This window comes from Sphingobacterium composti, assembly GCF_009829075.1.
Lineage (GTDB): Bacteria > Bacteroidota > Bacteroidia > Sphingobacteriales > Sphingobacteriaceae > Sphingobacterium > Sphingobacterium composti.
In genome coordinates, this window is record NZ_WUQZ01000031.1 from 16,114 (window position 1) to 30,885 (window position 14,772).

15 protein-coding genes are annotated in these 14,772 nt (G+C 33.6%); 7 read left to right on the plus strand and 8 right to left on the minus strand.

Annotation, left to right across the window (positions count from 1 at the left end; translation table 11 throughout):
- Positions 1–4: 4 nt before the first annotated feature.
- From GOQ17_RS14900 to GOQ17_RS14910, 3 genes are all read right to left on the minus strand, one after another.
- Positions 5–847: a GNAT family N-acetyltransferase gene (locus tag GOQ17_RS14900; RefSeq protein WP_159638699.1), complete on the minus strand. Its 843-nt coding sequence runs from the start codon at positions 845–847 to the stop codon at positions 5–7.
- Positions 844–1,410 carry a GNAT family N-acetyltransferase gene (locus tag GOQ17_RS14905; RefSeq protein WP_159638701.1) on the minus strand — a complete coding sequence of 189 codons (567 nt, stop codon included), beginning with the start codon at positions 1,408–1,410 and terminating at the stop codon, positions 844–846. Before GOQ17_RS14905 ends, GOQ17_RS14900 begins: the two co-directional genes overlap by 4 nt.
- 188 nt (positions 1,411–1,598) lie before the next feature.
- Positions 1,599–1,991 (minus strand): hypothetical protein, encoded by a 393-nt coding sequence (locus GOQ17_RS14910; protein ID WP_159638703.1) that lies wholly within the window; start codon positions 1,989–1,991, stop codon positions 1,599–1,601.
- A gap of 219 nt (positions 1,992–2,210) precedes the next feature.
- Here GOQ17_RS14910 and GOQ17_RS14915 point away from each other — a divergent pair, with 219 nt between their 5' ends.
- Both GOQ17_RS14915 and GOQ17_RS14920 read left to right on the plus strand, forming a co-directional pair.
- Positions 2,211–3,467, plus strand: a complete 1,257-nt coding sequence (locus GOQ17_RS14915) for a putative DNA modification/repair radical SAM protein (protein WP_159638705.1) — start codon at positions 2,211–2,213, stop codon at positions 3,465–3,467.
- A complete protein-coding gene (locus GOQ17_RS14920; RefSeq protein ID WP_159638707.1) occupies positions 3,467–4,240 on the plus strand; it encodes a TIGR03915 family putative DNA repair protein in 774 nt (257 codons plus the stop codon). The genes GOQ17_RS14915 and GOQ17_RS14920 overlap by 1 nt, the downstream gene beginning before the upstream one ends.
- A gap of 26 nt (positions 4,241–4,266) precedes the next feature.
- On the opposite strand, the gene GOQ17_RS14925 is transcribed toward GOQ17_RS14920, so the two are convergent.
- Both GOQ17_RS14925 and gpmI read right to left on the minus strand, forming a co-directional pair.
- The gene (locus GOQ17_RS14925; protein WP_159638709.1) at positions 4,267–4,788 is read right to left on the minus strand and encodes a hypothetical protein; all 522 of its coding nucleotides are present in this window, start codon (positions 4,786–4,788) and stop codon (positions 4,267–4,269) included.
- A 9-nt stretch (positions 4,789–4,797) separates the two neighbouring features.
- Positions 4,798–6,336, minus strand: coding sequence for a 2,3-bisphosphoglycerate-independent phosphoglycerate mutase (gpmI, locus tag GOQ17_RS14930; protein WP_159638711.1), 1,539 nt, complete (start codon positions 6,334–6,336; stop codon positions 4,798–4,800).
- Positions 6,337–6,504: 168 nt separating this feature from the next.
- Between gpmI and GOQ17_RS14935 the strand changes: the two genes are divergently transcribed.
- The 4 genes from GOQ17_RS14935 (at position 6,505) to GOQ17_RS14950 (ending at position 9,335) form a co-directional block, all read left to right on the plus strand.
- On the plus strand, positions 6,505–6,852 hold the full coding sequence (locus tag GOQ17_RS14935) for a DUF4783 domain-containing protein (RefSeq protein ID WP_159638713.1): 348 nt from the start codon (positions 6,505–6,507) through the stop codon (positions 6,850–6,852).
- A gap of 71 nt (positions 6,853–6,923) precedes the next feature.
- Positions 6,924–7,781, plus strand: a complete 858-nt coding sequence (nadC, locus tag GOQ17_RS14940; RefSeq protein ID WP_159638715.1) for a carboxylating nicotinate-nucleotide diphosphorylase — start codon at positions 6,924–6,926, stop codon at positions 7,779–7,781.
- Positions 7,782–7,809: 28 nt separating this feature from the next.
- The gene (gene plsY, locus GOQ17_RS14945) at positions 7,810–8,457 is read left to right on the plus strand and encodes a glycerol-3-phosphate 1-O-acyltransferase PlsY (protein ID WP_159638717.1); all 648 of its coding nucleotides are present in this window, start codon (positions 7,810–7,812) and stop codon (positions 8,455–8,457) included.
- 74 nt (positions 8,458–8,531) lie between these two features.
- On the plus strand, positions 8,532–9,335 hold the full coding sequence (locus GOQ17_RS14950; protein WP_159638719.1) for a M48 family metallopeptidase: 804 nt from the start codon (positions 8,532–8,534) through the stop codon (positions 9,333–9,335).
- Between the two features lie 69 nt (positions 9,336–9,404).
- Here GOQ17_RS14950 and GOQ17_RS14955 read toward each other — a convergent pair whose 3' ends face one another.
- A complete protein-coding gene (locus tag GOQ17_RS14955; protein WP_159638721.1) occupies positions 9,405–10,028 on the minus strand; it encodes a 7-carboxy-7-deazaguanine synthase QueE in 624 nt (207 codons plus the stop codon).
- Between the two features lie 132 nt (positions 10,029–10,160).
- Here GOQ17_RS14955 and GOQ17_RS14960 point away from each other — a divergent pair, with 132 nt between their 5' ends.
- The gene (locus GOQ17_RS14960; protein WP_159638723.1) at positions 10,161–13,769 is read left to right on the plus strand and encodes a CLIPPER-2 domain-containing protein; all 3,609 of its coding nucleotides are present in this window, start codon (positions 10,161–10,163) and stop codon (positions 13,767–13,769) included.
- 155 nt (positions 13,770–13,924) lie between these two features.
- Here GOQ17_RS14960 and GOQ17_RS14965 read toward each other — a convergent pair whose 3' ends face one another.
- Positions 13,925–14,188: a phospholipase C/P1 nuclease family protein gene (locus GOQ17_RS14965; RefSeq protein WP_159638725.1), complete on the minus strand. Its 264-nt coding sequence runs from the start codon at positions 14,186–14,188 to the stop codon at positions 13,925–13,927.
- Between the two features lie 242 nt (positions 14,189–14,430).
- Positions 14,431–14,772: transposase (locus tag GOQ17_RS14970; RefSeq protein ID WP_159638727.1), on the minus strand; the 342-nt coding region annotated here is incomplete at its 5' end.

Genomic DNA, 14,772 nt, shown 5'->3' on the forward strand with positions numbered 1-14,772 from the left:
ACATTTAAATCATTAACTCCATTTCTAATAAATTGATGCTATTTTGTAAACCAAACTTTTCCAAGAATTCAATAGTGTCGTTATGACTATCATCAACATTTATAAGTGCAATATCTTCGCTATAGTTTTTTGCAATATAGGTTAAAAGTGCTCTTCCAATACCTTGACTTCTAAATTGGTTCGCTACAGCAATTTGTTGTAGACGTTTTGATGTTGGATTGTATACAGAATAACCAATTAGTCTATCATGCTGAAAAGCACCAATCAAAATAATATTTTCTTGAATATTCTGAAGCGATGCGGAATCATTTTGCCAGCTAGGACGAATACTCCAAAAATTTTCAATAGCTGTCCAATCTATTTTATGAATTATTTTAATATCTAGTTTTTTGCTGCAATTTAGAATTTTAATTTTTCCTTGATAACTTCTGAGACGTCGTGTTTGTTTAAATCCTGTTTTTTTATAGGATTTTAATGCTTGTATGTTATGCTCAATCACTTCTAATATAACTTTATTAATGCCATTTTGCTGTAGCTTAGGAATAATGAAATCGTACATAGCAATAGTGAGATGCTGTCTCCGTTGCGAAGGAATTACACCTGTTCCACCATTGTAAACACATTTATTACCATCAATAGTTCTATAACAATGTAATATGATGCCTACTAAATTGTTCTTATAGAAAGCTCCAACTGAATATTGTGGTGCAAAATCTTCAGATTTCAATTTAATCGCCATTTGTTCTTTAGTCAATTGTAGCGGAATAAAATAATCAGAAAAAGCCGCATTAAATGTCCCTGTAACGGTTTGGATGCTTATGTTTTCTAAGGTACTAAAGGTTATCATGGTTGGTTTATGCTTCTGAATTGTCCTTGTATTAAACTATAGATTTCTAAATCTTTAAAACTTCCATCTGGAAATTTTTCGCCTTGTCTTTCTATTCCTTCGAATACAAAACCCAAACGCTTTGGAATATTACTGCTTGCTGTATTGCCTATTGCACATTTAATTTGTATTCTATTCAAATGCAAATCTTCAAAAGCAAATTTGCATAACGCACGAACCGCTGCGGTCATAATGCCTCTATGCTGGTAAAGCTCAGAAAGCCAATAACCAATTTCTGTTTTTTTATGTGGATGGTTTGAATTGACAAACCCAATCATACCAGCAAAGTTATTTTGATAACGAATCGCGAATACATATTCAAATGCCTCGCTTGAAGCATTCACAAGTGAATCAACATAATCCTGCGTATTTTTCAATTCCTTTGTGTACGCCACAAAAGGTAGCCATTGTCCCAAATATTCACGTTGTGTATCTATGGTATGAAAGATATCCTGTGCATCTTTGGATTGTATTTGATGCAGTTCTATATCTTGGTTTATGTTGATTTGTAGCAATATATTCATCACTTGTATAACGTAGAAAAGAATGAATAGGCTACATTTAAGTGTTTGATACTTATTTTATCAGAAATATAAACTCATAAACAAATGAGTGTCTTTGAATTCTATTTTTTAATATTAATTCAAAGACAGTTTAAACTAAATGAATCCTGGATAACTACGCTAGAACTTTGTTCTAAGAAGAATTTTTTTTACTTTTTAAGTTCAATGATTTGTATATTATTAGCTCCATCTGTTGACTTCCATTTCTGATACTTTTTCTTGTTAGTCATAATTATCCATGTCTTAGAAAAATCAGAACTATCACTTTCAATAGATACATATTCTCCGTCACTCCAACTCCACTTAAAAGGAAGCTTGTCTTGCCTATTAATTCCCAATACAGTATAATCAAGATTTTTTTCTCCTGTCCCATTACTCTTAAATTTAAGCGTTCCAATATTGCTTAATGCAACACCTTGTTGACCAGGCGATGTAGTTTCATAACGTTGAACAGTCCAAGTCCCCACTAAACGTTGTGAACATGACGTAAGTAAAGTGGCTGAAATTAAAACTGTAGATAATTTTAAAGTAATATTATTCATAAATTTTTATAGTTTGAAATGATGTCAATTAACGAAGGTCATCAATTGATTTAGTGTAATTAATTTTTGATTTAATAATATACAAAAATTAATTACCTACGGTAAATTTAATTTGGCCTATAGTCTAATTGTCAAATGTTTGAAATATTTACCAATTAATCAAATACGATTTATTATCTACTAAAAATATTAGTATTTTTGTGTGTAACACACTAATAAATGAATCGTTTAGAAGAGAAACTTAAAATTTTAGCAGACGCAGCGAAGTACGACGTAAGTTGTAGTTCAAGTGGTAGTAAGCGAAAAAATATAGGTGGAATCGGAGATGCATCTTCATCTGGAATTTGTCATACTTACACCGAAGATGGTCGTTGTGTATCCTTATTAAAAATTCTTCTTACAAATCATTGTATTTATGATTGTGCTTTTTGCGTAAGTCGAAAAAGTAATGATGTCCAACGTGCTGCCTTTACTGTTGAAGAAGTGGTAAACCTAACAATGAATTTTTACCGTAGAAACTATATTGAAGGATTGTTTTTGAGTTCTGGAATTTTCAAAGATGCAGATTATACGATGGAGCGTTTGCTCAAAATTGTTAAAAAACTGCGACTTGAAGAGCGTTATAATGGTTATATACATTTGAAAACAATTCCAGGTGCGAGTGATGAAATGATTCGTGAAGCGGGATTGTATGTAGATCGGATGAGCATTAATCTTGAAATGCCTACTGAGGTAGGATTGAAATTGATGGCTCCAGAAAAAGACCATGAATCTGTTAAAAAACCATTGAATTTTATCAATCAGGAAATTCAATCATATAAACAAGAATCGAAATTAATCAAGCACAAACCAACTTTTGTGCCTGCTGGACAAAGTACACAAATGGTCATTGGTGCTACTCCTGAAAATGATTTTGAAATAATGTCAGTAGCGGATAAATTTTACAAAGACTACAATTTAAAACGTGTATATTATAGTGGATATATTCCTATTCAAAATGAAAATTCCCTATTACCACAAATTGGAACAAAGCCACCATTAGTTCGTGAAAATAGGTTGTATCAGACCGATTGGTTGTTACGATTTTACGGATTTGAATTGAAAGAAATTTTAAATGCAGATCATCAAGACTTGGATTTAGAAATTGATCCTAAATTGAGTTGGGCGTTGCGAAATCCGCATCTTTTCCCAGTGGATATCAATACTGCCGATTATAAAATGATTATTCGCATTCCTGGTATAGGAAGGCAGTCTGCATTAAAGATTATTCAAGCGCGTAAATTTGGAAGATTACATGAATATCAAATAAAAAAAATGGGGATTGCATTCAATCGAGCAAGATATTTTATGCGATGTGCGGATTCACCTTTTCAATTAGGATATACTTCTATGGAGAATGTTCGAGCGAAAATTGTAAATAAATCTTCTTCTAAATCAAAACAAATATTTAGTACACAATTGAATCTTTTTTCATAATGTATTATATTTTTGATGGCAGCTATTATGGTTGGCTCTGCTGTATTTTTGAAGCTTTTGAACGTAAAGAGTTTTCGGTCAAACCTATTACCCAAGAACACTATTTTCCTGATATGTTTGCAGAGGTTACCTATATTCATACAGACTCTAAAAAAGCTTCACGTGTTTTAAAAGGATTACAAGAGCGAGTTGGTAAAAATATTACACTGGATTTTTATCGTGCTTTCCTTTTTGAAAATCCAGAAGTTTGGCAAGCATGTTTTTATTTAGCTGTTCATGTTTTTAAAGGTAATAAAAACATATTATCGAACTTCGGAAATGATGCGGTTATGAAATTTTCGGATGCTTTGCGAAAAGTAAGTCGTGAGCGCCATCGAATGAAAGCATTTGTGCGATTTCAACAATCCTCCGATGGTCTTTATTTTGCTGTAGTAGAACCAGATTTTAATGTTTTACCATTGATAATTTCATTTTTCAAAAATAGATATACTGATCAGCCTTGGATTATTTATGATTTAAAAAGAAATTATGGGATTTATTGGGATAAAATTTCTATTACTGAAGTCATATTGAATGCTGATGAGGTAAAAGGTGTCGTTCAGTCCTCAACTGTTGTATCATTGGACGATCAAGAGGAGTACTATAAAAACTTATGGCATCAATATTTTAAGAGTACTAATATAGTTGCGCGTAGAAATATGAAGCTACATCTTCGCCATGTACCCAAAAGGTATTGGAAGTATTTGCCAGAGAAAAATTTTGGAAAGGATTAAGGAATTATAAGTATTGAAAATTTAAATTATTGATGAATTTTTCCTTGTATTAAATATCTATTCTTGCCCATGCCTTTGACTTGTTGGCGTTTATCAATAGTATAAGACAATCCCGTAGAATAGTGTAAAAACTCTTCATTTGTAAAAAGTAAATTCTGAGATTTTTTATATATGCTAATTTCAGAAGGAGAACCATCATTAAGAACTATCTTCACTGTTACGGGATTTTTATATGCGCTGCTATAAATTATTGTATCTCCTTTTTGGACTCTTTTGAAATCACTATTTCCAGATTTGTTTATATCAACTATAGTAAATTGTGCTAATTCTTTGTTCCAATTTTTGATTTTTAAATCTTTACTTTCCTTAGATTTTTCGTTCGATACTATTTTAGATACTGTAGGATTCAAGTTTTGGAGTCTATCAGCTTCTTTTTGGAAAAATTCAGGCATATTAAACTCGTTATTCTCTTGAGCAGGAGACATAGTCATATTGCAGCTATAAGATAATGTAGCTGCAATACAGAAATATGTCATTATAATTCTCATGAAAAAAATCTAATCAACTAGTACATTTCCAGTCATTTCTAATGGAATGTCAAGATTCATTAATCGCAATACTGTAGGCGCAACGTCCCCTAATTTTCCATCAGCGATAGCCTTATAATCTTTATCAATCAAGATACAAGGTACAAGGTTAGTGGTGTGTGCTGTGTTTGGTGATCCATCTTCATTCAACATGAACTCCGAGTTACCATGATCTGCTAGAATGATAAAGGAGTAACCAAATTCTAAGCCCGTCTCCACAACTTTTTTCAGACACACGTCTACTGTTTCTACTGCTTTGACAACAGCTTCGAAAACTCCAGTATGACCAACCATATCAGGATTAGCAAAATTCAAACAGATAAAGTCTGGTCTGTTGCTTACGATATCATTACATATTGCATCCGCGATACCAAATGCACTCATTTCTGGCTGTAAGTCGTATGTAGCTACTTTTGGTGAAGGAATTAAGAGCCTACTTTCGCCATTAAATTCATCCTCGCGACCTCCTGAAAAGAAGAAAGTTACATGTGGATACTTTTCAGTTTCAGCTATCCTAACTTGAGTTTTACCTTGTAATTGCAATGCTTCACCTAAAGTATTTGTTAAATTATCTTTTTGGAATACAACTTTAACACCTTTGAAAGTATCATCGTAAGAAGTCATTGTAACATAATGAAGATTCAATGGCTTCATATTGTATTCCGGAAATTCTTGTTGCGTCAAAGCAATTGTGATCTCTCGCCCACGGTCAGTTCTGAAGTTGAAACAAAATACTACATCGCCATCCTTTATAACCGCTTTTGGAGATCCATCGTGATTAGCAATGAAAATTGGTCTCAAAAATTCGTCCGTAATACCAGCTTTGTAAGATTCTTTGATAGATTCTTGCAAATTAGATGAATGCTGGCCTACACCTTTTGTCAGAAGATCATAAGCTTCTTTCACACGTTCCCAACGGTTATCTCTATCCATTGCATAATAACGTCCAATAGCAGAAGCTATAGTTCCGACGGATGTAGTCAAATGGTTTTCTAAATCCTTTACATATTCCAATCCACCGTTTGGATCTGTATCACGACCATCAAGAAAAGCATGGATGAATACTTGATCATTCCTAAAACCAGCTACTTTAGCGGCATCACATAATGCTTTAAGGTGAGAAATATGCGAATGTACTCCTCCATCGGATAATAATCCTATAAAATGTACATTTTTTTTATTTTGTTTTGCATAGTCAAAAGCATCTTGAATAACTTGATGACTTTCAAATATTCCATCTTTAGCTGCTTTATTAATACGTCCTAGTTCTTGATATACGACTCTGCCTGCGCCCAAATTCATGTGACCCACTTCTGAGTTACCCATTTGACCATCTGGAAGACCAACGGCTTCACCAGAAGCCTCGAGTTTGGAATTTGGATATTTTTCTAACAATGAATTTAGATAAGGAATCTTAGCTGCTAATACAGCATTTGAATTATCATTTTTGCCATAACCCAATCCATCCAGGATGATTAAGGCTACTTTCTTTTGATTTAAGTTGTCCACACACAAATATAAAAAATCCTTAGCTTAACTTATTAAATTCTGAAATGAATTTATCATAATTTGGAAATATGCTATTTTGTACAAATTATATTGGATGAAAACTAGTGGATTGATATATTCGCACATAATTTCATATTGATGTCAATTACTCTAAATATAATTTTTTTAGTGTTTTCATTATTTAATGTTTCTGATTCAGGAGAGATTGATAAGTCTGTATTAACGGCTCTGGAAAAGGGAGATGCTAAAGAATTAAGTAAATTCTTCACCTCATCGATCAAAATTTCTATTCATAAAAATGATCAAATAGCGACTAAATATCAGTCAGAATTGATTCTTGATCATTATTTCAAAGAAAATAAATTACAAGACATTAAGAAGTCTTCTTTAGCGAATAATTCACATGGTAATTATTTAATTTACGATGTCAAAACGCAGAATAAATCTGTTAGAGTATTTGTAAAGATTGTAAAATTGAAGAATTCAGAATATATTTCAGAATTGAGGATTGAATAGAAATATATTTTCAAGAAAAATATATTTTGTTCATCTTCGCTTAATATTTTTATTGATTATTAGAAAAGGACATGGATTTAGCATATAAAAATCTCTTAAAATCATTTGTAGATCAGGCAATACATGAAGATGTTCAGGATGGAGATCATACTACATTAGCTTCATTACCAGAAGATAAGCTAGGAGAGGCGAAGTTGTTAGTTAAAGATGATGGAATAGTGTCTGGAGTGGAAGTAGGGGTTGAGATTTTTAAGCAAATTGATGAAAATTTAGAAATTCAAGTACTTATAGAAGATGGGTCTCATGTACAATATGGAGATATCGTATTATATGTTCGTGGTAGGATTCATTCTATTCTTAAGGCAGAGCGGTTGGTATTGAATGTGATGCAACGTATGTCTGGTATTTCAACACGTACAGCGGCGTATGTAAAAGAGTTAGAAGGAACACATGCAAAGGTACTGGATACTCGTAAAACAACACCGTTATTGCGATTTTTAGAAAAACGAGCTGTGGTATTAGGTGGTGGAGTGAATCATCGTTTTGGGCTATATGACATGATATTGATTAAAGATAATCATGTTGATTATGCGGGGTCAATTTCGAAAGCAGTAAATAATGCTTTGAATTATAAGAAAGAGAATAATATTAATATACCCATCGAGGTAGAGGTTCGCAATTTTGAGGAGTTGAATGAACTTTTGGGCTGTGTAAATGTTGATAGGGTGATGTTCGATAATTTTACGCCTGAGGATGTCAAAAAAGCAGTTCAATTAGTTGATGGGAAATTAGTTACCGAAGCTTCTGGAGGAATTGATTTGCAATCAATTCGTTCTTACGCGCTTACTGGGGTTGATTTTGTCTCTGTGGGGGCACTAACTCACTCTGTGAAAAGTTTGGATTTGAGTTTAAAAGCTAAGCTTATTTAGTATTTTTGTTTAGGATTTAGAAAATTTAATGATTTCATTATATCTATTTGGTGTAGTAGTACTAGCCTATTTGTTTGGTTCTATCCCTACAGCTGTATGGTTTGGACAAGCATTTTATGGGGTAGATGTGCGGGAGTATGGTAGTGGTAATGCAGGAGCAACTAATACCTTTCGAGTATTAGGCAAAAAGGCTGGTATTATTGTTATGCTCGTTGATATATTCAAGGGATGGACGGCGACTAATTTGCCCTATTTATTGGATTCAGAAATTGTTGGGACTAGTGATTCTATTCACTTTGTTAACTTTCAATTGGCATTAGGTGTAATAGCAGTTTTGGGACATTTATTTCCTGTATTTGCTGGTTTCAGAGGAGGAAAGGGTGTGGCTACACTTTTTGGAATGGTGATCGCAATACAACCTTTGGCTGCGCTATGTTGCGTCACTGTATTTTTGTTGTGCTTGATTATAAGTCATTACGTATCTTTAAGTTCCATTCTTGCAGGGTTTACATTTCCCATTAGTTTGGCTTTAATTATTAAGACAACAGTTCCATCGGTAATGTTGTATGCTATTGCTATTTGTATACTAATACTAATCACTCACCAAAAAAATATTGAACGACTACTCAAAGGCAAGGAATCTAAGATTTACTTATTTAAAAAATCTACAAAATAATTTTCTTTAATTAAACTTTTAGGAATCATTATTGTATTAACTAAGTAAAGAGGTTATATTAACAATAAAATAATATGAAAAGGATATTTACATATGCAACATTTGTGTTGTTGGGAGCAACATTAGTCGCGTGCGCTACATCTGCTGTTACTGGTAGAAAATATTTGAAATTAGTAGACAGTGAAACTATTAATCAGCAAGCAACACTTGCTTACAAAGAATTTTTGAGTGATAGAAATACGAAAGTTGTAACAGGTACAGCACAAGCTACTGCCGTAAAACGAGTAGGTAATAATATCGCGGCAGCTACACAAAGATATCTTCAACAAAAAGGTATTGCTGATAAATACAATTTTAATTGGGAATTTAATCTTATTCAAAATGATGATGTAAATGCTTGGTGTATGCCAGGCGGAAAAGTAGCCGTTTTTACTGGTATTCTTCCTATATCTGGAACAGAAGGTGGGTTAGCTACGATTATGGGGCACGAGATTGCTCACGCTTTGGAAGAACACTCAGTAGCACAAGTGTCAAACCAAATGGCTTTACAACTAGGTGCGCAAGTTCTTGGAGCAGCTTCTCAGATGTCTAATAATAGAGGAGTAGCAATAGTAAATCAAGTTTACGGAATCGGTGCTCCACTAGGAATGTTGAAATTTTCAAGAAATGATGAATTAGCAGCAGATAAAGCTGGACTTATTATCATGGCTATGGCTGGATATGATCCGAATGATGCTGTGAAATTTTGGGAAAGAATGGCGGCTGCAAAATCTGGTAATACTCCGCCAGAATGGTTAAGTACTCACCCTAGTGATGCAAGACGTATTGCACAAATTCAAGCATTGGTGCCAGAAGCAATGAAATATTATAAAAAATAAAATCTATAAATCTTTTAATCAAAAAGCTCGAATGAAATTTCATTCGAGCTTTTTTATATACCATATATTTTAAGGAATATTTAAGTATTTGTGGGTTTGTAAGGAGATATTCCATTTAGGATTATCTTTTACGTAATCAATAATTAGAGGCGTTACTTCAGCGGCTTTAGACCATTCAGGTTGTAAGTAAAGTTTACAATTTTCTCCAACTGATGCAGCATGTTCTTCAGCCCATTGAAAGTCTGATTTATTAAATATAATAACCTTCAATTCTCCAGCAGCTGCCAATACTTCAGGTCGAGGACCTTTGAATTTTTTAGGAGATAAACAAATCCAGTCCCAAATACCACTCAAAGGGTATGCACCAGAAGTCTCTATGAAAGTTTGAATACCTTCTTTCTTAAGACGAGATGTTAGCAAATCTAAATTGTAAATAAGTGGTTCTCCACCAGTTATAACAACAGTCTTGGCAGGTTGTAATTTTGCATTATTAATAATTGTTTCTACGCTAGTCAATGGGTGTAGTGCGGCATCCCAACTTTCTTTTACATCGCACCAATGACAGCCTATGTCACATCCTCCAAGTCGAATAAAATATGCGGCTTTACCTGTATGATAACCCTCGCCTTGTATTGTGTAAAAATCCTCCATTAGAGGTAGTAATGATCCGTCTTCTGGTACTTGATGCGACATTCTTTAATTATTAAAGTGCAAAGGTACGTTAAAAAAATATTATGTAGTATTATTAGGAAAGTAATGCACTATGCTGTTGGTTATTTAATTGTCAAAATGCTATATTTGATTTGATACGGCCTATTAAAAATTATGAAATATATCTTTAGGGTATTAGCTATACTTTTATTTTTTCTTCAAATTAACTATGCATATTCTGACGGTTCTAAAGATTTATATCCGAAAGGTGTAAGAGGAGGACGTGCTTATATGGAGAGTATGACCTACAGTGGTGGAGCGTTAACTCATCCATTTTATAATAATGCAAGACATTTTGCCTATTTGAAAAAAGAAGAAACTTTGTCTGTGGCATCTAGTGCACAGGGAATAAGAGGAGGAACAATACGTGTAATAAGTCCTTCAGGCCAAATTTTTTCATCAGGCAGCGACGCCATTGGTCGTATTTTTGGGACTTCGGGAATGAGTAACAGACAGGCAGAACTAGCTGGACCAAGAGTTGGTTATCAACCATATGAAGTTGCAGCAGATGAAGAAGGAATATATATCATCGAATTCATGACTCCAGATACTTATGCTAATAATAATGCAATACCTAATGTATTCGCTGATGAAGATTGGACACAACCGATAAACCAAAATTTAATAGCGGCTTGGGATGTATCTGTACGCAATCGAGAAGACACTGAATGGGTAAGTGGAAGAGTTTATGTCAATGTATTAAATCTGCATATGAATGGAGGAAATATGGCGGATGTGAATCGTTCATACTTTGGCGTAAATTATGTATTGACTAAGGATGGTTATTATTATAAAGTGGATGGAAACGGTAGTATAGGTTTGAAATTCACATATTTTGTGAATAATTCTGGTTTTTTAACTGAAAATAATACACCTAGTTATAAAAGTTCTGATAGGGGATATAATGCTAGGATCCACAACCCTAACTCAGAAGATGTAGCGAATGAATTTGTGACGCACAAAATATTTTATAACTTACCAAATTTAGACCTACCCCAAAATAGCCATAGTAGTGACGGATCAACTTGGCTTTTGAATGAAGTTCAGATTCCTAAAGTAAATAACATTCAGATTGGAAGTTCTGAAGGAACTGAAAAAAATATTAATGCAAAAGGCACAATTATTTCATTCGAAACGAATTATGCAGGTCGATATAAGGTTATTGTTAAGAGCGCCGAAGTAGGTTTCAAGCAGTGGGAAACGATTGTTCAAGGTCAATTGGGGGTTAACAGCTTTGTATGGCCTGGACTAGATGGAAATGGCAATTTAATTCCGCAAGGCAATTATTCTATACAAATAGGAATCTCATCAATTGAAGGGGAGGTCCATTTCCCTTATTTTGATATGGAAACCAATCCCAATGGGATATTATTACAACGCGTCAATAGAGAGAATGGCAGTTTAGAGCCAGCTATCATTTATTGGGATGATAGTGAGATTCCTCGAGGTAATATTCAAGCAGAACACGCTAATCCAATCGTGAATTTGGATGGTATACCAAGTGATATTAATGGACATCGATGGGGTACTTATAATTTGACTACTGGTGGAAATGTAAATAATAATTTATTCACAGGTTCCAATAGTTTTGGAAATAACATGGCAATGGATACATGGTCATATGCCGTACAAGTAGAAGAATCTGAGGAAAAAAATATAATAGTCGAAATTGCTGATCTTGAAGTGGTTTCAGTTACTGCTGACAAAGATACTATTGAGTTAAATGAAAAAGTTACTTACACTATACATATAAAAAATAATGGTCCATCAGATGTGATAAAGGGTAAGTTCGAATACTTACTACCTGAAGGATTTACTATTGAGATGGTTGATTTTAATGGAAGTGATTGTGCCGCATCTAAAAATCGACGTATCAATAGAAATGTATTTGATGTGGATTTGGATATAAGGAATGGGTGTGAGGCAGTTTTTACTGTACGTGCATTTGCTTCTAATGTACCTGATGCCACATATGGTGTCGTCACGGCTGAAGCCGGAATAATGCGTCCAAAAGGATATACTGATCCTGATGCTACTTCAAATGACATTGCTGCATTAGAACCGAAGTCAGCGCGAGAGGAATGCTCGCCAAGTGGCTGTAACAATATTAAGGTTAATCGCGATGTGTTCTTATTAGAGCCTTTAAATGAAAGAGGCCAAATCGCAGTTAAAAAGACAGCTAAACATATTGATCAAAATAAATCTGGTTTTCAAGAAGAAGGAGAAATTATAGAATACACTTTTACGATACGTAATATTGGAGAAGTAAATGTAAAAAACCTATTTATCATAGATACATTAATAAGCAGAGATACCGTTTTTGTACGTGATATTACACTTTCCAAAAATCAAGAACATCAAGTTACTTTACCCTATACTATCAATCATAATGATGTGAATAGAGGTTTAGTAAATAATAGGGCACTAATAATTGGTAAAAACCCAAGAAATTTTGATGTGAAAGATATATCAGGAACTTCGTTTGATAATAATGATATTACTCGTATTGACATAGATAAGCGGCCTAAGTTCCAACTTAAAAAGACAGTATCAAATATAGGTACGGGTGAAAATGGACAATTCACATTGGGTGATATTGTAAATTATAAATTTGAAATACTCCACGAGGGAGATGTTGCTGTATCGGACATTGAATTGATAGACAGCTTGTTGTTTCGTATACCTCGAGCTATTAATTCTGGTCAAATAAAAAATCAAGTAATTAATTCTCAATTTGAATATTTGGTTAGTATGCAAGATATTCAGCGAGGTTATGTGGAGAATTCAGCAATTATCAGAGGAAGGGATGTGAAGTATAGCAATGTTTTGATAGAAGTTTCTGGTAATACTTTCGACGATGATGATAAAACCATAACCCAAGTTGCGAAGCCTCCTGTAGCAATTCCAGATTATATTGAAATATATCAAAGCCAAATACTTGAAATTCCAATTCTTGGTAATGATAGAGAAGGAAGTAGCAAGTGGGATAAAGGCAGGATAGAAATTATTGAAACGCCTTTGCTAGGACGATTAGATGTAAATGGTTTGAAGGTGGTGTATAGACAGCATAATAATTTTCAGAGCGGAGAAGATTTTTTTACTTATCGTATTCATGATAATAGCAGGCTAAGTAGTCAAGTAGTTCGCGTAGATATTGTGATTTTAAAAACTAAACCTATTGCTGTAGATGATTATTTTGTGCAGCATTATAATACAGGAATTAAATTGTTTCCTTCTAGAAATGATTATGTCGAATTTTCACAATTGGATTTAGAAAGTATATCAATCGTAAATCAACCACTCAATGGTATGCTTACTTACTTAGGTAATGGAGAGTTTAGTTATGAATCCAATAAGACTTTTTCAGGTATCGATGAGTTTAGCTATCGAATAATGGATATGAACGGAAACTGGTCTGAACCTGCCACAGTCAAAATTGAAATTTCTGGTATTCTTATTCCTAATGTAATCACACCTAATGGAGATGGATTAAATGATACATTCAAAATAATTGGATTGTATCAATTTGAAGAAGTAGAAATTCAAATTTTCGATCGTTTCAAGAACATGATATATGAAAATCCGAATTATCAAAATAATTGGGACGTGAGTTCTACCGTTCGAGATGGTACATACTTTTATAGCCTCCGATTATATAAGAAAGGAGAAAAACCAATCGTTAAAAAAGGTTCAGTACTTATCACACGGGAAATGTTGAATTAATGAGGACTAATGATGCCATTCTTCTCTACCTAGAATTTTCTTCTGCTGGTAGTTAATTTCATTCTGTTCAATAGTAAACTGTAATTGTGCAGATGATAATTTGGGTTGGCCAGCGTCAATCCATGCCGAATACCATAGGGAAGCGACTGAAAATATTAACGCTTTAAGCGACGTTGAACCATCCCATTAAGAACTTGGTCATAAGCAAATACATAATGGTCAGCGTATGTTTGTATAAGCTGATTATTGCGTTCTATATAAGATTTGATTTCAGTAGATTTAAAAGTTTGTGCTAATTGTTTTTCAATAAACAGTACAGAATCTACCAATGCGTTACTTTCTCTAATTATTTTCCATGCATAATTTACCGGATCTGAAATATATTGAGCAGGACCTGTAAATAAATCGTAACCCGACATATACATTTCTGGAATTCGCGTTTCCCAAAGAGCGTGTATGCCTATTTGATTGCTGTATTGACCATTGTAATTAATTGTGGTATGTAACGGGACGTGCGCATCAGCAACATAATGACCTAAATCAGCACTTAACTGAATAATTCTCTTGTGATCCTTGACTTTAAAAGCTTCTACTAAATTGTAGTAGGTTCTATTTATCTGCCATGGAACAATACCTTGGGCTAATAACCTGAATTCGATAATTAAAAAGCGTTCAATTGGTTAGTTTTTACCGTTTGATATTTGATTGAAGGTTTCTTAGGGAAGAAATTGTATGCTGCTAATCCAGTTAAGATATTTACGATAAAGTTGATGAATGAACGATGTCTTGAATGCTCAATCTGATAGATGTTTTTAAGTTCGTCGTTCACAGTTTCTATAACTGATCTTTTTCTAAGCATAATCTTATCATTCATACTCATTAGGCTATTTTTCATCTTGTTTCGTATTCCGGTGACTAGATGTATTCCATCGATGAAAAGAATTTCAAACAACTGTTTAGAGATATATCCCTTATCGCCAAATAGCTTTCCAAATATTTTTTT